Annotated in this window: 18 protein-coding genes and 1 pseudogene; 12 read left to right on the forward strand and 7 right to left on the reverse strand. The window is 69.3% G+C overall.

What is annotated here, in order from left to right; translation table 11 throughout:
• Positions 1-43 precede the first annotated feature (43 nt).
• Entirely contained in the window at positions 44-649 is a 606-nt protein-coding gene (locus E0H26_RS08345) for an acyl-CoA-like ligand-binding transcription factor (RefSeq protein ID WP_206024952.1), read from the reverse strand.
• Positions 650-736: 87 nt separating this feature from the next.
• On the opposite strand from E0H26_RS08345, the gene E0H26_RS08350 reads away from it, so the two are divergent.
• Positions 737-1,585, forward strand: coding sequence for an SDR family NAD(P)-dependent oxidoreductase (locus tag E0H26_RS08350; protein ID WP_206024954.1), 849 nt, complete (start codon positions 737-739; stop codon positions 1,583-1,585).
• Here the strand turns inward: E0H26_RS08350 and E0H26_RS08355 are convergent.
• A complete protein-coding gene (locus E0H26_RS08355) occupies positions 1,553-2,179 on the reverse strand; it encodes a TetR/AcrR family transcriptional regulator (protein ID WP_131302876.1) in 627 nt (208 codons plus the stop codon). The genes E0H26_RS08350 and E0H26_RS08355 overlap by 33 nt on opposite strands.
• Positions 2,180-2,282: 103 nt before the next feature.
• On the opposite strand from E0H26_RS08355, the gene E0H26_RS08360 reads away from it, so the two are divergent.
• Positions 2,283-3,113 carry an oxidoreductase gene (locus tag E0H26_RS08360; protein ID WP_131302878.1) on the forward strand — a complete coding sequence of 277 codons (831 nt, stop codon included), beginning with the start codon at positions 2,283-2,285 and terminating at the stop codon, positions 3,111-3,113.
• A 113-nt stretch (positions 3,114-3,226) separates the two neighbouring features.
• Here E0H26_RS08360 and E0H26_RS08365 read toward each other — a convergent pair whose 3' ends face one another.
• Complete coding sequence (locus E0H26_RS08365) at positions 3,227-4,138, reverse strand: CPBP family intramembrane glutamic endopeptidase (protein WP_165521783.1); 912 nt, start codon at positions 4,136-4,138, stop codon at positions 3,227-3,229.
• Between the two features lie 168 nt (positions 4,139-4,306).
• On the opposite strand from E0H26_RS08365, the gene E0H26_RS08370 reads away from it, so the two are divergent.
• The 5 genes from E0H26_RS08370 to E0H26_RS08390 all read left to right on the forward strand — a co-directional run bounded on the left by E0H26_RS08370 (position 4,307) and on the right by E0H26_RS08390 (position 8,292).
• On the forward strand, positions 4,307-4,675 hold the full coding sequence (locus tag E0H26_RS08370) for a hypothetical protein (RefSeq protein WP_131302883.1): 369 nt from the start codon (positions 4,307-4,309) through the stop codon (positions 4,673-4,675).
• A 164-nt stretch (positions 4,676-4,839) separates the two neighbouring features.
• Positions 4,840-5,100, forward strand: a complete 261-nt coding sequence (locus E0H26_RS08375; RefSeq protein WP_131302885.1) for a hypothetical protein — start codon at positions 4,840-4,842, stop codon at positions 5,098-5,100.
• Between the two features lie 88 nt (positions 5,101-5,188).
• Complete coding sequence (locus E0H26_RS08380; protein ID WP_165521784.1) at positions 5,189-6,772, forward strand: sensor histidine kinase; 1,584 nt, start codon at positions 5,189-5,191, stop codon at positions 6,770-6,772.
• 28 nt (positions 6,773-6,800) lie between these two features.
• A complete protein-coding gene (locus E0H26_RS08385) occupies positions 6,801-7,484 on the forward strand; it encodes a response regulator (protein WP_131302889.1) in 684 nt (227 codons plus the stop codon).
• Positions 7,485-7,629: 145 nt separating this feature from the next.
• Entirely contained in the window at positions 7,630-8,292 is a 663-nt protein-coding gene (locus tag E0H26_RS08390) for a DUF4386 domain-containing protein (RefSeq protein ID WP_131302891.1), read from the forward strand.
• A gap of 171 nt (positions 8,293-8,463) precedes the next feature.
• On the opposite strand, the pseudogene E0H26_RS29780 reads toward E0H26_RS08390, so the two are convergent.
• A pseudogene (locus E0H26_RS29780) lies at positions 8,464-8,985 on the reverse strand (nucleoside/nucleotide kinase family protein); the annotation flags it as partial.
• Positions 8,986-9,160: 175 nt separating this feature from the next.
• Positions 9,161-10,351: a PLL family lectin gene (locus E0H26_RS08400; protein ID WP_131302893.1), complete on the reverse strand. Its 1,191-nt coding sequence runs from the start codon at positions 10,349-10,351 to the stop codon at positions 9,161-9,163.
• 264 nt (positions 10,352-10,615) lie between these two features.
• On the opposite strand from E0H26_RS08400, the gene E0H26_RS08405 reads away from it, so the two are divergent.
• Entirely contained in the window at positions 10,616-11,167 is a 552-nt protein-coding gene (locus E0H26_RS08405; protein ID WP_240742065.1) for a hypothetical protein, read from the forward strand.
• On the opposite strand, the gene E0H26_RS08410 is transcribed toward E0H26_RS08405, so the two are convergent.
• Positions 11,157-11,738, reverse strand: coding sequence for a TetR/AcrR family transcriptional regulator (locus E0H26_RS08410; RefSeq protein ID WP_131302897.1), 582 nt, complete (start codon positions 11,736-11,738; stop codon positions 11,157-11,159). The two genes, E0H26_RS08405 and E0H26_RS08410, sit on opposite strands and share 11 nt — an antisense overlap.
• Before the next feature lie 71 nt (positions 11,739-11,809).
• Between E0H26_RS08410 and E0H26_RS08415 the strand changes: the two genes are divergently transcribed.
• Positions 11,810-12,196: a VOC family protein gene (locus E0H26_RS08415; protein WP_240742066.1), complete on the forward strand. Its 387-nt coding sequence runs from the start codon at positions 11,810-11,812 to the stop codon at positions 12,194-12,196.
• A gap of 48 nt (positions 12,197-12,244) precedes the next feature.
• Here the strand turns inward: E0H26_RS08415 and E0H26_RS08420 are convergent, their stop codons facing one another.
• Positions 12,245-13,267: a LacI family DNA-binding transcriptional regulator gene (locus E0H26_RS08420; RefSeq protein ID WP_131302899.1), complete on the reverse strand. Its 1,023-nt coding sequence runs from the start codon at positions 13,265-13,267 to the stop codon at positions 12,245-12,247.
• A 185-nt stretch (positions 13,268-13,452) separates the two neighbouring features.
• Between E0H26_RS08420 and E0H26_RS08425 the strand changes: the two genes are divergently transcribed.
• From E0H26_RS08425 to E0H26_RS08435, 3 genes are all read left to right on the forward strand, one after another.
• Positions 13,453-14,364: a carbohydrate ABC transporter permease gene (locus tag E0H26_RS08425; protein WP_131302901.1), complete on the forward strand. Its 912-nt coding sequence runs from the start codon at positions 13,453-13,455 to the stop codon at positions 14,362-14,364.
• Positions 14,365-14,377: 13 nt separating this feature from the next.
• Positions 14,378-15,325 (forward strand): carbohydrate ABC transporter permease, encoded by a 948-nt coding sequence (locus tag E0H26_RS08430; protein WP_131302903.1) that lies wholly within the window; start codon positions 14,378-14,380, stop codon positions 15,323-15,325.
• A gap of 75 nt (positions 15,326-15,400) precedes the next feature.
• The gene (locus E0H26_RS08435; RefSeq protein WP_131302905.1) at positions 15,401-16,747 is read left to right on the forward strand and encodes an ABC transporter substrate-binding protein; all 1,347 of its coding nucleotides are present in this window, start codon (positions 15,401-15,403) and stop codon (positions 16,745-16,747) included.
• The last annotated feature ends 112 nt before the right edge of the window (positions 16,748-16,859 follow it).

Raw genomic sequence — 16,859 nt, forward strand, 5'->3', positions numbered from 1 at the left:
GTCAGGGGGAGTGGCCCCGTGACGTCGGGTGGTGGCTCTGTCGTCAGCGCGGATGGGCGGGGGCCTGCATGGCGCGGTCCAGGATCTTCGCGAGTGGTTGCGGCTGACTGTTCGCGGTCCACGCGGCCAGCGCCGCCTCGACGCACCCGAGAGCGGCGGCGATCACCGCGTTGGCGCGCGGGTCGGAATCGTCGGCGGGGTCGGCGCCGAGGCGACGCGCGATCTCCGGCCGGAGCAGTTCCTGCCACCGGGCGTTCTTCTCTCGATGCCGGGCGGCCAACGACGGTGTGTTCACGATCAGGCGGGTGAGGCGTCGGGTGCGTTCGTCGTGGGCTTCGTACTGCTCGATCAGCGCGTCGAGGGCGCGCCGCATGGCGACCCAGGGTGCCTCGCCGGCTGGTCGGGCGGTCAGCGCGTCGCGCAGGCGCTCGCCGGCGTCGATGGACTCACCGAAGAGCGCCTCCTCCTTCGAGGGGAAGTACCGGAAGAAGGTGCTGCGGGAGATCTCGGCGGTCGCGCAGATGTCGTCCACCGTCGTCTCCTCGTAACCGCGTTCGAGGACCAGGTTCTGCACGACGGTGGCCACTTCGGCGCGCATGGCCTGGCGCGCTCGCGCCCGGACGCCGCGCGCAGCCGGGTTCGGATCCATGTCGCTACGGTACTACAAAGCATAAGTGGTACTGTGTCTCACAAATGCGATCCAGTCCCTCGGAGGAGAGCGATGAGCGGTAACAAGGTGGTCGTCATCACCGGCGCAAGCGACGGCATCGGCGCAGCCGCAGCCCGGCGGCTGCGCGGAAACGGGCACACGGTCGTGGTCGTGGGCCGCTCGGCCGAGAAGACCCGCGCCGTGGCCAGAGAACTCAAAGTCGACAGCTATGTCGCGGACTTCACCCGCCTCGACGACGTCGAGCGCCTCGCCGGTCAACTCCGTGCCGCGTACCCGCGGATCGACGTGCTCGCCAACAACGCCGGTGGAGTGTTCGGCGCGCAGACCAAGACCGTGGATGGCTTCGAGAAGACGTTCCAGGTCAACCACCTCGCTCCGTTCCTGCTCACGCGGCGACTGCTGGACACGCTCACCACGTCACGGGCATCGGTGCTGCAAACCTCCAGCACGGTGCGGTTCGCCAAGAAGATCGACCTGGACGACCTCGACCACGATCGCAACTACGATCCGGTGCGCGCGTACGGTGCGGCGAAGCTGGAGAACATCCTGTTCACGACCGAACTCCACCGGCGCTACCGGGCCAGCGGCATCTCGGCGGCATCGTTCTACCCGGGCAACGTCGTGACGAACTTCGCCTCCGATACCACCAGCCCCGTCATGCGTATCGTCCGCTTCCTCGCCACCAAGCCGCTGCTGCCGCGCCTCATGCGGCTGTCCACGCCCGACCAGGGTGCGGACCAGATCGTGTGGCTCACCGAAGGCACCCCCGGGACGGACTGGCAGTCGGGTGCCTACTACTACAAGCGCAGGGCCGTCGCGCCGCGGAACCCGCAGGCAATCGACGGTGATCTCGCCCGCGAACTGTGGCGACGCTCCGAGGAGCTACTCGCGGGGCGGCTGACCGACGTGACGTGACGAACGCGGTCGGTGGATGCGCGCGGCGGTCGACGTGGGGTGTGTCGTGAGGCCGGGCAGCATCAGGGCGAGCCAGCGGCTGCGGGTGGCGGCGGGTTGGTCGGTGGGGGCGGTGGAGACCAGCAGGTAGATGTCGTCGATGGTGACGTCGGGGCCGATGTCGCCCTCGGTCTGTCCGGTCTTGATCAGGGTGGACAGCGCGGTGCTGGCGCGCTGCTCGGCGGTGCTGCCGGCGGGGTAGGCGCCGAGAGCGTAAGCGGCTGCCTTGACGGCGTGGTTGGTCGCGGACGCCTCGACGACGTTCGCGAGGAATGTGGCGATCTCGTGTAGGGCGGGTGAGCCTGAGGTGACCCGGTGGCAGGCGGCTTCGGCGTCGTCGGCGACCTGGGCGGTGTACTCGGCGATGACCGCCGCGACTAGGTCCGCCTTGTTCGGGAAATGCCGATAGAGAGTGCCCACGGCCACACCGGCGGCGGCGGCGATGTCGTCCATGCCGACGTGCGGCCCGTGCAGCGTGATCTGTTCCCGGGCGGCATCCATGATTTTCCTGCGGTTGCGGACCGCATCGGCGCGCGGCGGTCGTGCCTGTGTCATCGAGGGCTCTCCCGGGGAGGTCGGCGCAGACTTGCGCTAACGTGAACCGTGGTTCATTATTGGCTGGTGAACCATAGTTCACCTTACCGTTCTGGGGGTTGGTGTGACCAGTAAGATCGCCCTCGTCACCGGCGCATCGTCCGGCATCGGCGAGGCCACCGCGCTACGGCTACAGGAACTCGGCTACATCGTCTACGGAGCTGCCCGGCGCACCGACCGCCTGCAGCCGCTGGCCACCCACGGTGTCCGGCCCCTGGCGATGGACGTGACCGACGACGAGTCGATGACCAGCGGGATCACAAAGATCGTCGCCGAGACCGGCCGGATCGACGTGCTGGTCAACAACGCCGGCTACGGCGCCTACGGGGCGATCGAGGACGTGCCGCTCGACGAGGCCCGTCGCCAGTTCGAGGTCAACGTCTTTGGTGCCATGCGGCTGGCTCAGCTTGTGTTGCCCCACATGCGTACGCAGCACGGCGGCACGATCGTCAACATCACCTCCATGGGAGGAAAGATCCACACCCCGCTCGGCGGCTGGTACCACGGGACCAAGTTCGCCCTCGAAGCACTCTCCGACTGCCTGCGCCTGGAGACCAAGCAGTTCGGGATCAACGTGGTGGTCATCGAGCCCGGCGGCATCCAGACCGAGTGGGGCGGCATCGCCGCCGAGCACCTCAAGGACACCTCCGGCGGCGGCGCCTACGCGCCCCAGGCGAAGGCCGTCGCCACGAGCCTCAGCTCCGAGGCCAACGCCCGACGCAGCTCACCACCGGCTGTCATCGCCGACGCGATCGGCAAGGCCGTCACCGCCAAACGCCCCCGCACCCGTTACGCGGTCGGCTTCGGCGCACGGCCCCTCATCGCGGCCCGGGGCATCCTGTCCGATCGTGCCTTCGACACCCTCATCGCCCGCGCCAGTGGGGTGCCCACCTGACCAACCGTCGGCCGCTGATGCCACGGAATCCACCGCACGTTCTGCGTGGTCGGCTGCGGCCCCGCCCGGCCCCGCCGTACGACGGGTCGGGCGGGGCCGCGGGCGCTGCCCGATCAAGGGCGGCGAAGGTGAGTCTGGATGCCCCGGCGGCGGGCCAGCCACACCGCCGCCTCGCCGTACAACATCAGCACGAACCAGTCCACTATCGAGGTCAGCGCGGGCCCGTCGGCCGCCGCCTGCGGCGCCTCCAGCGTGCCGGTGACGACCGCCAGCCCGACCCCGGCCACGTTGGTGATCACATGCAGCGCGATCGCGGCCTCCAGCCCGCCGGTCCGGATCGTCACCATGGCCGTCACCACGCCGAAGATGATCAGGTGGGCCGTGCCCCAGAGGGTGCCGTAGCCGTGTGCCAGCCCGAACAACACCGCCGACACCACGACCCCTGGCCAGGGCGACCGGATCCAGGACCCGAACGCCTGGACCAGCCAGCCCCGGAACAGATACTCCTCGCCGGCCGCCTGTAGCGGCACCAGCACCACCACCATGGCCAGGCCGACCACGAGCCGCTCCCAGCCCACCCCGCCGCTGGCCTGGCCGCCACCGGGCAGGAGGCCCACCACCCCGAAATTCAACGCCAGCACCGGTACGGCGAGCAGGAGGCACGTCGCCAGCCAGCGCCAGCGCAGCCGGCCCGCCACCGAAGACACCGTCCCGGCTGGGCGGCGCTGTATCCACCTGGCGGCGAACAACGTCAGCGGGATCAGCAGGCCCAACGAGACCATGGTGATCGCCAGTTCGACCTCGGGGCCGCTGGCCAGAAAGTCCTCCGGCCCGTCCAGGGCCCAGGCCACTGCGCTTGCCACCCCGAACCCGCCCGCGAGCATCACCGGCAGGCCAGCCATGATCAGCAAAGTCCCGAGAACCGGCCGCCACCAGCGGTGCCGGTCGGTGCGGGCGAGCCGGTGATAGGGGACCGGAGCGTCCGGGAGGGTCGGGGTCCGTACCCCGAAAAGCGTCTCAGTCATGCCGAAGAGCCTGTCGTCACGCGCCATCCGGATCATCTGTCGTGGGCATGAATCCCGGCGCTGACTATCGTCGTACCGCGCGCACGTCAGGATCTGACGAAGCACTGACGACTCGTCCGCCGATGATCGAGAAGCTGGACACCTCCCCATCACGACGGAGGAAGTGTCATGCGAAAAGCCGGAATCATCATCGCGGTAGTGCTCGTCGTCCTTTGTGGCGGCCTCGGATGGGCCGCCTATCAGGCGTTCGCGCTGGGTAAGGAGCTAGTTGAGGCGGGCGTCACCCGGGAACAGTTCGACGCGCAGCAGGACGGCACGCGGGAGGCGGACGTGCGTGCCGCGCTGCCCGAGCCGCTGACCGGCATCAAGGACAAGGATCTCTACGGCGACGATCCCGGCCGGCGCGGCATGCCGGCCGGTGCCTCGTGCATCTACTACACGATCAAGCCGATCGAGGACAGCGGTCCGGACCTGTGGCGGTTCTGTTTCGTCAACGGTGTACTCGCGGAGAAGAGCGCCATCACGATTCCCGAGTGACACCCCGGCGATGGCGCCGGCCCGCGAGATCGATGCCGCCCGGGCGTTCGCTGCCCGGGCGGCATCGCGTGCGGTACGGGTCAACGAAAGTGTGACGGTGCCCCGGTGCAATTCGGTCGTCCGCCAGACGTCGGCAAGGCCCGGCCGCGACCACACTGTCGGGCATGACAGTGACAATTGCTCTGGTCATCGGTGTGGTCGGCGGCGTGCTGCTCATCGTCGCGCACTACCTGCGTAACCAGGCGTCGAGGATGACAGATCGGGGCGTGGCAGGGCGCGCGGCGCTGCGCGCGGAGGTGCTGGACACCCTCGCCAGAGCTGGCTGGGTGGCATCGGTCAAGGTCTACCGGGAGCGGACCGGCGCCGGACTGCTGGAGGCGCACCACGCGGTCAGCCGATTTGTCCACGATGGCAGCGGTGAGTGAGGATCACCCCGATGATCGCGGACCGTCTCCGACAGATTCCCCGCCTCGCTCTCAGCGTGGCGGTGCCGGGCGGAGTGTGGTGGGTCCAGTGGTGACGATCAGGTGGGCGGCCCGGTGGCGCGAGCAGGTCCGCCGCACCGGTGGGTGGCGTCTGGTCTACGAGGTCTGCCTGGTGGCGCTGGTGACCATCGTGGGGGCGGTCACGGCCGCCGTCGCCGACTGGTATCCGTGGGCACCGTGGCTGGTCGGACTCTCCACGCCGATTCTGATGGTGCTGCGGCTGACGTGTCCGCTGGCGGCGTACCTCATCGCGGCGCTGGTCGGCCTGGGCACCGGTGGGCAGGGCAGTCTCCTGCTGGTGGTGCTGAGCGCGTCGGTCAGCTACCGCGTCGCCCGGTGGTGGCAGGTCGCCGCCGCGCTGTCCGTGGCGTGGGTCTGCTACGTGGCGTCCATCCTCTGGGAAGGGCCGCTAAGCGTAGAACTGGCCGTGGTGCTCTCGGCGATGTTCGTCCTGCTGGCGGTTCTGCCGGCGGGCGTGGCGCGGCTGGTGCGGCGGCGGCGGACGCTGCTGGCGGCGATGCACCAACGCAACGTGCAGCTGCACAGCCAGCAGAGTGAGGTCGCCCGGCAGGCGCAAACGCGAGAGCGGGCCCGCATCGCGCGGGATCTGCACGATTCGCTGGGGCACCGGCTGACCCTGATCTCCCTGTACGCCGGGATGCTGCGTACCGCCGACGAGCCCCGGCGGTCCGAGGCCGCCGACCTGGTACGGCAGGCGTCGTCGGCGGCGATGACCGAACTGCGTCAGATCCTCGGCATCCTCGGCGAGGGCGACGGTCAGTCCTCGGTGCGGCCGTTGTCCGGCCTGGACGAAGTGGCCGAACAGGCGCGTGCCTCCGGCGCCCAGGTGGAGATCATCCGTGAGGGGGAGCCGCGGCCCCTGCCGGCGCTCACCGAGCACGCGGCGTACCGGGTGATTCAGGAGGGCCTGACCAACGCGCTGCGGCACGCCCAGGGCGGCGCGATCGTACTGCTGCTGCGGTTCGAACCGGACGCGCTGGTCGCCGGAGTGACCAACACCGCCGGGCAGCGGATCGTCCGGTCCACGTCCGGCCAGGGGCTGTTGGGGTTGACCGAACGCGTCCGGATCGCCAACGGCGTGCTCTACCACGGCCCGACCCCCGGCGGCGGGTTCCGGCTGGCGGCCACACTGCCCTATTCGGGCGGCGAACAGCCCACCTCCACCGCCGAGCAACCTCCGCCGCCGGACGCCGGGACCGGGGCCGACTTCGCGACCCTGATGGAGCGGGACCGCCGTCGCTCCAGGCTCGTCCTCGCGGCCACCACGCTGTCCATCGCCGGCTGCCTGGCGCTGTGCCTGGCCGGGGCCTGGTTGCTGATGGCCTTCGTCGTCGTGGACCGCGACACCTACGACTCGATCCACATCGGCCAGTCGGAGGAGGACGTACGCGCCCTGCTGCCGGACGCCGACAGCGCGGTCACCGGTACCGTCGGCGGCCAGACGGTGCCGGACGCCACCTGCGTCGACTACCCGGCCTCGATCCTGGACCAGGTGGGACCCGACCCCGACGGCGGCCAGAAGATGTACCGGTTCTGTTTCCGCGACGGCGTCCTGGTCGACAAACAGGAATTCCAGGAACGGCGACCATGACCCCACCACGCCAGCGAAGGACGATGCCATGACCGATGCCCTGCGGGTCCTGCTGGCGGACGACGACTCCCTGATCCGTACCGCGATCAACGCGATCCTGCAGCCGGCGGCCGACATCGACCTGATCGCGGAGGCCGCCGACGGGCGGACCGCGGTGGACCTGGCCGTGCGGCACCGGCCGGACGTCGCGTTGCTGGACATCCAGATGCCGGTCCTCGACGGCCTGGCCGCACTGCGGGAGATCCGCCGCCTGGCCCCGGCGGTCCAGGTCGTGGTGCTGACCACCTTCGGGCAGGACGACTACGTCGCGCAGGCCCTCGCCAGTGGCGCGGCCGGTTTCCTGGTCAAGGAGTCGGCGGCCGACGAACTCGCGTACGCGATCCGCGCGGCTGCGGCTGGCAACGCCTACCTGTCGCCGAAGATCACCCGTCAGGTCCTCAACCGGCTGCCCGTCGTCACCGCGCGCCCCGAGGAGGACCTCGCCAAGGTCGACATGCTCAGCAGCCGGGAACGCGACGTCCTGATCCTGCTGGCCCAAGGGCTGTCCAACGCCGAGATCGGCCAACACCTGTTCGTCTCCGAAGGGACCGTCAAGACCCACGTGTACCGGGTGTTCACCAAGCTCGGCTGTGACAACCGGGTCCAAGCCGCCATGCTCGCCCAACGTGCCGGCCTGTTGGAACCGCCGGGCACCCCGACAGGTGGCCGCTGATCTGCGCGGAGCGTCCACGGTCGCGGCCAAGGCGTCATCGACGCACATTTATTGCCCGAGTGGCCGATTCGCCATCGCACCGATTCGCAGGAGGGTGACGGAAGGACCACGATCGGTGGAGCGGCAGCGTCGGAAGGGAGCCCCGATGGATCCACTGAGGAGGACCTCGCTGGTCGCGGGCGGGTGCTACGTGCTCACCTTCGTCTCGATTCCGACGGTCGCCCTGTACGGCCCGGTGCACGACGCGGACTACCTGGTCGGCACCGCGTCGGACACCCCCGTCGTCCTCGGCGCTGTCCTTGAGGTGATCGTTGCCCTCGCCTGCATCGGCACCGCGGTCGTGCTCTATCCGGTGCTCAAGCGGTGCGGTGAAACGCGGGCGCTGGGCTTCGTCAGCGCCCGGGTTCTGGAAGCCGCCGGCATCTTCGTCGGTGTCGCGAGCCTGCTGACCGTCGTGAGTCTGCGGCGGACCGGAGCCGGAGCGGACGCGTTGGTCACCGGCCAGACGCTGGTCGCCTTCTACGACTCGATCTTCCTGCTCAGCCAGGGCTTCCTGCCGGCCGTGAACGCCCTGCTGCTCGGTTCGCTGCTGTACCAGTCACGCCTCGTGCCCCGGGTTCTTCCGGTCCTCGGTCTCGTCGGGGTGCCGCTGCTCGTCGTTTCCGACGTCGGCACCCTGTTCGGCCTCTGGGATCGACTGTCCCCGGTGACGGCGCTCGCGGCCCTCCCCATCGCGGTATGGGAGTTCTCGCTGGGCGTCTACCTGATCGTCAAAGGCTTCCGGCCCTCCCCGGTGACCGGACCGTGACGGACGAGCAGAAGACGACCAGCGTACGACGGTCGGCCGGAGCGGGTCGTTCATGTCCAGTACGACGGTGGCCACCTCCGCAGGGCGGGCCTCGGCGCGATACAGCTGCTGTCCCGGCAGGTAGCGACGCCGATAGCGTTCCTCGATCACTGCCACCGACCCGAACACCTCCAGGTCGCGGACCCGTGCGCGAGCGAGAGCAACCTCGGGATCCGCATGCAGGTAGATCGACAGGTCCCAGAGGTCACGCAGCTCGGGCCGGAGCATGAACACGCCATCGAAGAGCAGGATCGCCGCGGCCGGAGCCTGCGTGGTCACCTCGCCGGTGCGGCAGTCGGCCCGGTAGTCGAACATGCCGGGCAGGTAGCGGCCATCGCCACCCGGTCCCAGCGGACGAAGCACCGCGTCGACGATGACGTCGTGGTCGAAGGAGTCGCGGTAGAAGCCCTCGGGTGACAGGGCGCCACGCCGACGGCGCTCCGCCTCGGGGCGATGGAACCGGTCGATGGACAGCCGGATGACCGGCCGGCCCCGGCCGAGGTGCACGGCGAGGTCGTCGGCGAGGGTGGTCTTGCCCGCCGCATCCGGGCCGTCGACACAGACCCGCAGCGTGTGGTCCACGGCCTGCCGCTGAAGCAGGTCAGCGAGCGCCCGGATGAGACCGTCCCGGCCTTGTCGCACGCGCGGCACCATACCCCAGAACCGTCGCGTCCCACGTCGGGATCGCGACTCCGGCAGCACTGGGTGGTCGTCGCGATCACCGGCCGGCTACCCGCCGGCGTCCAGGCCGTGGCCGCCGGGAACGGCCGCCCGACTCGACGTCGGGACGGCCATCCCGTCCGTGGCGGCCCCACCCGGCCGCCCATCCCTACGCGCTGCGGTTCGTCCAGCTCCAGTAGCTGCCGTTCCACCATCGGCTCCACAGGTTGCCACTGGTGTCCCGCAGGAAGATCGCCGGTCGGGTGGAGTTCTGTGGCGCGATCACCGCCGTTCCGTTCAGCGTGGGCGAGAACGGTGGGCTCTGGTCACTCCAGTACCAGTTCTGCCCGTCCCAGTAGTTGATCCACAGGCCGCCCCCGGCGGTGGCGAAGAAGGAGTACGGTGACGTGCCACCGACCGAGAGGGCGCCGAGCGTGCCGGGGACCAGCTGGTGTCCCGGCGGTGAGCCCATGTTGCGCCATTCCCACTGGCTTCCGGTCCACCAGCGCAACCACACGTTGTCGTCGCTGCCGGTGGCGAACAGGTACGGCCGGGCGTCCGGTGCGACCTGCACCGCGCTGCGGGCACCGAAGGCGGTGCTGGCGTCGGTGAGCCATCCGCCGGTGGGTCGGCCGAGGTCGACCCAGGGCGCGGGTGCGTCGTCGAACCGCGTGGTCCACAGGTTTCCGAAGTTGCTGACGACGTAGACCTGCGGCGTGCCGTTCTCCAGCAGGACGCCGACCGGGCCGGTGGCCGCGATGCCGTCGGGTGGCGAGCTGATGTTGGTCCAGTTCCAGGCGGCCCCGTTCCACCAGTTCACCCACACCGTCTCGTCGCCGTCGCTGCGGACGAAGAGGTACGGGCTGGTGCCGTTCACCGCAACCGCGGCGAAGCTCGGCCAGCTCACGAAGTTCGCGCCCGGTGGGCTGCCCTGATTGCTCCACTGCCAGCTCGTGCTCGATCGCCACAGGCTCCAGACGTTCTGGTCGGTGCCGAGGAGGAAGGCGTACGGGCGGCTGAAGTTGTCGACGATGGTCACGCCGATCGGCATCCGCAGGCCGACTCCCGGCGGTGTGCCCATGTTCGACCAGTTCCACTGGGCCGACTGGTCCTGCCAATTGATCCAGAGATTCCCGTCGGTCCCGACGACGAACACGTACGGATATCTGTCGCCCACCGCGACCGCGCCGACGACCTGCCGTGTCGCCGGGACCGCATTCGCCGCGACGCGGGCGAGCAGGCGCTCGTCGCCGAGCGCTGCTGCTTTCGCCACCACCGGGGTGGCACTGGCCGGCGATGCGGCCCCCACCGCGATCGCCGCCACGACGGCCAGGCCGGCGGCCAGGATCCGTCGCGTCATGGTTCTGTGCATGCTGTCCTCTCGTGGCAGGAACGTCTGCGGCACAGTGTGAACGACATTCATGTCACCGCAGCCGGATAGGTGACCTGATCGACTTCCCGACACCTGCCGGTGGATCCGGCCCACTACCGAACCCCGCGAAAACACCGGGGTCCCCGCCGTCCACTCTGCACGGAAGAGGCGGGATGAGGCCGCCACCGTGACATAACTTGAACACGAGCGTACGGTTTATCGTGAGCGGGAACGTTCGGGATGGAGAGCGTGATGGCGGCCACGACCGGCGAAAAGCTCCTACGACATTGGCCTGCGGCTCTGGGCGTACTGGTCGCGGTCGGTACCGTGCTCAGACTCGACCACGGCAGCCAAGGCGCCTCCGTCGTGGCGGCGTCGGGTCTGGTCTATCTCGCCGCGGCGGCAACCACACATCCCGGCGCCGCGTGGCCGGCGTTCGGTGTCACCTTCGTACTCGTCGGGCTCGGCCTCGTCTGGAGCGGCTTCGACCCGGTGCCATGGATCTGCGTCGCGGCTCTCGGCCTTGCCGTCCTGGGGATCGTCCGGGCGGGCCTGCGGCCAGTGTGGTCCCTGCCCTTGCAGTCGGCGGCGATGCTCGTCCTCGGGGCGGCCGCGGTCCTCGCCGTACGGGCCGAGCACGTCACCGGCGGCATCGTCGTCAGTGTCGCCCTGTTCGGGCACGCGGCGTGGGATTGGTGGCACCACCGTACCGAGCGCGTGGTCACGCGCTCGCTCGCGGAGTTCTGTGGCGTGCTGGATGTGCTGGTCGGGGCAGGCGTACTCGTTGTCACTCTCACGATGTGACGGCAAGCGCCGCAAGGACGGTGTCGCGGACGAGCCGGGTGGCGTCGACCGCCGTCACGTCGCCGCGATGCACCGCGGCGGACGCCCCGTGCAGCACCGCCTGGATGGTCGCGAGCTGCCACCGCACCGGCATGTCGCGCCGGAACACCCCCTCGTCCCGACCGCGTTGGACGAGTGCGTGCATCCGGCGAGCTGGCCCCTCGTGCACGCGCCGCATCTGCTCCGGGGTCAGCACGTCGTCCGCCGCGATCACGACCGCCCCGAAGCGGCGGGTCAGCTGCCAGGTCGCCTCCAGCAGGCGGGCCATCGCGTCCCGCGGATCACCCGCCAGGTCGACCGTGCTCAGGGCCTGGTCGGTGCTCGTGATCACGCGGAGGCTGACCGCCTCGACCAGCGCGGCGCGCGACGGAAAGTGACCATAGAGCGTGACGCGACCCACGCCGGCGGCCTTCGCGATCTCGTTGAGACTCACGCGGGGATCAGTGGCGAGCAGGGTGGTCGCGGCGTCGAGGACCAACTCGACGTTCCGGCGTGCGTCGGCGCGTTTGGCCGCTACGCCGTCGGTTGTCATCCCGCCTCGCCCACGTCTCGACCAACGATGTACGCCCTGAGTCTAGGTCCGACCCCACGAAAGGCACGATCATGACCGGTACGCCGCTGGCGCAGGACCTGTTCGCCGGCATCGCCGTCGCCGACTTCACCCACTCGCTGGCGTGGTACCGGCGGTTCTTCGGTGTCGAGCCGAGCTTCTATCCGAACGACGTCGAGGCCGTGTGGACAGTGGGCGAACACTGCTACGTCTACATCGAGCTGCTGCCCGACCGGGCCGGCCGCTCGATGCTGATGATCATGGCTGTGGATCTCGACAGCACTGTCGCCGGGCTCACCCAGCGTGGCCTCGAACCGCTCCGGATCGAGAACTACGAGGAGGGCATGCGCAAGATGGTCTACGCGGACCCGGACGGCAACGAGATCTCGTACGGCGGCGTGTCCACCACCGCGACCGGTCCGGCGAGCGCGACGAGCTGACTGGGGTTCGCCGTCCGCGAGGGCGGCCTTGGGCCGTCGGGTCGGGCGTCAGCGGCGCCTGGCCGCCGGCGGTGGTCCGCTGCTCTCCCGGATCACCAGTTGTGGTGTGCCGGAGGAGTTCTGTGGTGGCTGGCTCTTGCCGATGATGGCCACGACCTCACCGAAGGCCCGTCGCCCGACATCGACGAAGTCCTGTTGGACGGTGGTCAGGGCCGGACTCCACAGGGCGCCGAGCGGGTGGCCGTCGAAGCCGACGACGCTGATCTCCTCGGGCACCCGGCGACCCTTCTCGTGCAGGGCACGCAGCAGGCCGATGGCCAGTTCGTCGTTGCCGCAGAGCACGGCGGTGACGTCGTCGCGGTCGGCGAGGGTGAGGCCGATCTCGTACGCGCGATGGGGGTCCCAGCCGGCTTCCATCAGCGGCGGCACCTCGGCGCCGGCCCGTTCGAGGGCCTTGCGCCAGCCGGCGGAGCGGCCACTGCGGCGCCCGGCCAGCGGCACCGCGATGTGGTGGACGGTGCGGTGCCCGAGTTCGAGCAGGTAGTCGGTGGCGGTCATCGCGGCGGTGGTGTCGTCGAGCACGACGTGCGGGACGCCGGAGCCCCGGCTGCCGGCGACCGCCACGACCGGCACGCCGGGTGGCATGGCACGGACCGTCGCGATGCCCGCCGGGTCGAACTTCAGCACGATGACCCCGGCGACCGGGTTCGCCAGGGCGAGGTCGATGGTCTTGGAGACGGTCTCCGGGTCGTCGGCCTCGATCACCGTGATCATCACGATGTAACCGGCCAGCCGGGCGGCTTCCTCGATGCCCTGGATGGTGAGGGCGTAGCCGTACCGGGTGGTGGCGCCGGCCAGTACCGCGATGACCGACTGATGTCCCTTGATCAGGGCGCGGGCGGCACCGTTGGGTCGGTAGCCGAGCTCCTGGATCGCTCGCAGCACCCGTTCCCGGCGCTCCGGACTGACCGGGACCGAGCCGGTCAGTACGCGTGACACGGTCGGCACCGAGACACCGGCCAGCTTGGCGACGTCGGTGATGGCGGGCGTACGGCTCAGGGATCTGGACATGGCATACACATCGTAGTCGGACTACCGCTCCCGCCCGCGTGGCGCCGTTACGCAGCGCCAGGTAGATGACCGTCGAAGGATTACGGATAGGTTACGACTTGTTTTCGAGTCCCGTGAAAACGTTATCATCACTGCGCCGTCAACCCACCAGCGGGAACACCGCGGGCACCGGGAGGGGTCGTCAGATGAGCGAGCGCTGGCAGCGGGTGCGTCATCACCCTGGCGCGGTGGCCGCGCTGTTCCTCCTGCCGGCCGGGTTCGGCTTCGTCGTCTTCTACCTCTGGCCCGCACTGCGGGCACTGTGGATGAGCTTCACCGACTACAACGTCCTGCGCGGCTCGGGCGACTGGGTCGGTCTGCAGAACTACCAGGACCTCGCCGCCGATCCGCTGTTCTGGCACTCGATGCGGGTGACCGCGCTGTACGTGGTGCTGAACATCGGGGTGCAGACCGCGCTCGCCTTGGCGATGGCGGTGATGATGGACCGGCTCACCCGGTCCGCCGTGGTACGCGGGGTACTGGTCCTGCCGTGGTTGATCCCGCAGGTGGTCGTCGGCCTGCTCTGGCTCTGGATGCTCGACCCCAGGCTGGGCGTGGTGAACCACGCGCTGGACTGGGTGGGCATCGGCGGGCAGGACTTCTTCGGCTCACCGGCCCAGGTGATCCCGACCCTGGCCGGGGTGAACACCTGGCGGTTCGTCGGCTACACCGCGCTACTGATCTTCGCTGGCCTACAGATGATCCCCCGCCACCTGTACGAGGCGGCGGCGCTCGACGGCGCGGGGGAGTGGCGGACCTTCTGGCGGGTCACCCTGCCGCTGCTGCGGCCGGTGCTGGCACTGGTGCTGGTGCTGTCGGTGGTGGGCTCGTTCCAGGTGTTCGACCTGGTGCAGGTCGCCACCGGCGGCATCGGTGGCCAGCCGGGTGGTCCCGCCAACTCCAGCCTGGTGATCTACGTCTACATCTTCCGGCACGCGTTCAACTTCAACAACGCCGGCTACGCGGCCGCGATGTCGGCGGTGCTGGCCGTGCTGCTGGCCGCGGTCACCTTCTTCATCATGCGGGCGCTGCGCGGCTCCCGCTCCGACCTGGCGTGAAGGGAGGTCGGTGATGACCTCGACCACCGCATCAACCGACCGGCAGGCGGTGCCGCGCCGCCCGGCCCGCAAGCCTCGCCGTCCGCTGCGGTTCCGGCTGTCCCGCATCGCCGCCTGGGCGGTGCTGGTCCTGCTGATGGCGGGGACGCTGCTGCCGTTCTACTGGATCCTGCGTACCGCCTTCTCGACCAACTCGGCGCTGTTCACCGGCGACCAGTCGGTGCTGCCGCCGGAGCCCACCTGGATCAACTTCCAACGGGTGCTCGGGCTGGCCAGCCCCGAGGAGGTACGGGCGGCCGGTGGCTCCGGCGCCGAGTTGCAGTTCTGGCTCTACCTGCGCAACTCCGTCGTCTTCGCCACGCTGGTCACGGTTGGCCAGGTGGTCTGTTGCGCGATGGCCGCGTACGCGTTCGCGCGGCTGCACTGGCGGGGCCGGGACGCGGTGTTCTACCTGTTCCTGTCGACCCTGATGGTGCCGCCGATCTTCGTACTGATCCCGAACTTCGTGCTGCTCAGCGAGGTCGGCCTGCTGGACACCTTCGCCGGTCTGGTGGCGCCGTACTTCTTCATGACGCCGTTCATGGTGTTCTTCCTGCGGCAGTTCTTCCTCGGCATGAGCAGCGAGCTGGAGGACGCCGCCCGGATGGACGGGGCCGGTCATCCCCGGATCTTCCTGCGGATCTGTGTGCCGGTGATGGCGGCGCCGCTCACCACCGCCGCGATCCTCGCGTACGTGATGGCCTGGAACGAGTTCATGTGGCCGCTGGTGGCGGGCAGCGACCCGAGCGTACGGGTGCTGACCGTGGGCCTGTCGGCCTTCCGGTCCGGGCAGCCGCAGGCGGCACCGGACTGGACCGGGCTGATGGCGGCCACCGTGCTGGGTGCTCTTCCGGTGATCCTGCTGTTCCTGGCCATGGGCCGGCGGATCGTCGACTCGATCAGATTCACCGGCCTCAAGTGACAGGCGGTCGCCGTCGTGGCGACCGCGCGGGGGGATGGACAACGCGCAACGAACCACTTCCGAGAGGGGACCACAATGAAGCTCAGTTGGCGCCGCCGGATCGCGGTACCGCTGTGTGCCGCGCTCCTGGCGGCAGCCGCGTGTAGCGGCGGCACAGGTGACGACGAGAACGTGACACTCGACTACTGGCTCTGGGACGACCGGCAGATTCCCCAGTACCAGGAGTGCGCCACCGCGTTCACCGGGCAGACCGGCATCAATGTGAAGATCACCCAGTACGGGTGGGAGGACTACTGGAGCAACCTCAACACCCAGTTCGCCGCCCGTCGGGCGCCCGACGTGTTCACCGATCACCTGGCGTTCTACCCGTCGTTCGTGCAGAACCAGGTGATCCTGCCGATCAACGAGTACGTCGAGCGGGACAACGTGGACCTGGGGCAGTACTACCCGGGGCTCGCCGACCTCTGGGTGGGTCAGGACGGCAAGCGGTACGGGCTGCCGAAGGACTGGGACACCATCGCCCTGGCGTACAACTCGACCATGCTGGCGGATGCCGGCCTGAGCCGCGAGGACGTCTGGGAGGCGACCTGGAACCCCACCGACGGCGGCACCTTCGAGGACATCATCGCCCGGCTGAGCGTGGACGAGAACGGCGTACGCGGCAACGAGCCGGGCTTCGATCCGACCAAGGTCGCCACCTACGGGCTCAGCTTCGACAACCCGTCCAACTCGGCGTCCGGCCAGACCAGTTGGGGTAACTTCGCCCGCAGTCTGGGCTTCGAACTGCTCGCCGACGGCAATCCCTGGGGTACGGACTACCAGTTCGACGACCCGAGGTTGGCGCAGACGCTCGACTGGTTCGCCCGGATGGTCAAGGCCGGTTACGTGACGCCGCTGGCCGACCTACAGGGGGTCGGGTACGTCTCGCTGTTCGAGGCGGGCGACGTGGCACTGGCGATCAACGGCTCCTGGGCGATCAGCAGCTTCACCGGGATCTCCGGGGTCAATGTGGACTTCGCCCCGCTGCCCACCGGGCCGCAGGGCAGGTGGAGCATCTACAACGGTCTCGCCGACGCGATCTCGGCCAACACCGCCCACCCCGACGAGGCCTGGCAGTGGGTGAAGTACCTGGCGTCCGCCGAGTGCCAGAACGTGGTCGGCGAGAAGGCCGTGGTCTTCCCGGCCATCCCGGCCTCGCTGGAGGTCGGCGAGCAGGCCCGTGAGCGGGCCGGTCTGGACGTCAGTGCCTACACCACCTATCTGGAATCGCAGAACACCTTCCTCTACCCGGTCACGGTCAACTTCGACCAGGTGACCCAGGCGGTCGGAGCCGCCGTCGACGAGATCCTGCTCGGTAACCGTCCCGCCGCCGAGGCGCTGACCGCCGCCCAACAGCAGGTCGACTCGATCATGGGTCGGTAGGCGCCGGCACCCCCTGGACCGAACCTTGTCCCGGGGAGCGGTCCGTGCACAATCTGAAAACCTTATCACAAAGATGATCTTGAAGCGCGCTGTCGACCCCCGGTGAGGAGCA

Origin of the sequence: Micromonospora zingiberis, from assembly GCF_004331455.1 — a bacterium.
GTDB lineage: Bacteria > Actinomycetota > Actinomycetes > Mycobacteriales > Micromonosporaceae > Micromonospora > Micromonospora zingiberis.

Excerpts from the sequence above, each read along its gene's own strand:
- E0H26_RS08345 (WP_206024952.1), bottom strand. The coding sequence starts at position 649 with ATGGATCCGAACCCGGCTGCGCGCGGCGTCCGGGCGCGAGCGCGCCAG.
- E0H26_RS08355 (WP_131302876.1), bottom strand. The coding sequence starts at position 2,179 with ATGACACAGGCACGACCGCCGCGCGCCGATGCGGTCCGCAACCGCAGG.
- E0H26_RS08365 (WP_165521783.1), bottom strand. The coding sequence starts at position 4,138 with ATGACTGAGACGCTTTTCGGGGTACGGACCCCGACCCTCCCGGACGCT.
- E0H26_RS08370 (WP_131302883.1), top strand. The coding sequence starts at position 4,307 with ATGCGAAAAGCCGGAATCATCATCGCGGTAGTGCTCGTCGTCCTTTGT.
- E0H26_RS08375 (WP_131302885.1), top strand. The coding sequence starts at position 4,840 with ATGACAGTGACAATTGCTCTGGTCATCGGTGTGGTCGGCGGCGTGCTG.
- E0H26_RS08385 (WP_131302889.1), top strand. The coding sequence starts at position 6,801 with ATGACCGATGCCCTGCGGGTCCTGCTGGCGGACGACGACTCCCTGATC.
- E0H26_RS08390 (WP_131302891.1), top strand. The coding sequence starts at position 7,630 with ATGGATCCACTGAGGAGGACCTCGCTGGTCGCGGGCGGGTGCTACGTG.
- E0H26_RS08400 (WP_131302893.1), bottom strand. The coding sequence starts at position 10,351 with ATGACGCGACGGATCCTGGCCGCCGGCCTGGCCGTCGTGGCGGCGATC.
- E0H26_RS08405 (WP_240742065.1), top strand. The coding sequence starts at position 10,616 with ATGGCGGCCACGACCGGCGAAAAGCTCCTACGACATTGGCCTGCGGCT.
- E0H26_RS08410 (WP_131302897.1), bottom strand. The coding sequence starts at position 11,738 with ATGACAACCGACGGCGTAGCGGCCAAACGCGCCGACGCACGCCGGAAC.
- E0H26_RS08415 (WP_240742066.1), top strand. The coding sequence starts at position 11,810 with ATGACCGGTACGCCGCTGGCGCAGGACCTGTTCGCCGGCATCGCCGTC.
- E0H26_RS08420 (WP_131302899.1), bottom strand. The coding sequence starts at position 13,267 with ATGTCCAGATCCCTGAGCCGTACGCCCGCCATCACCGACGTCGCCAAG.
- E0H26_RS08425 (WP_131302901.1), top strand. The coding sequence starts at position 13,453 with ATGAGCGAGCGCTGGCAGCGGGTGCGTCATCACCCTGGCGCGGTGGCC.
- E0H26_RS08430 (WP_131302903.1), top strand. The coding sequence starts at position 14,378 with ATGACCTCGACCACCGCATCAACCGACCGGCAGGCGGTGCCGCGCCGC.
- E0H26_RS08435 (WP_131302905.1), top strand. The coding sequence starts at position 15,401 with ATGAAGCTCAGTTGGCGCCGCCGGATCGCGGTACCGCTGTGTGCCGCG.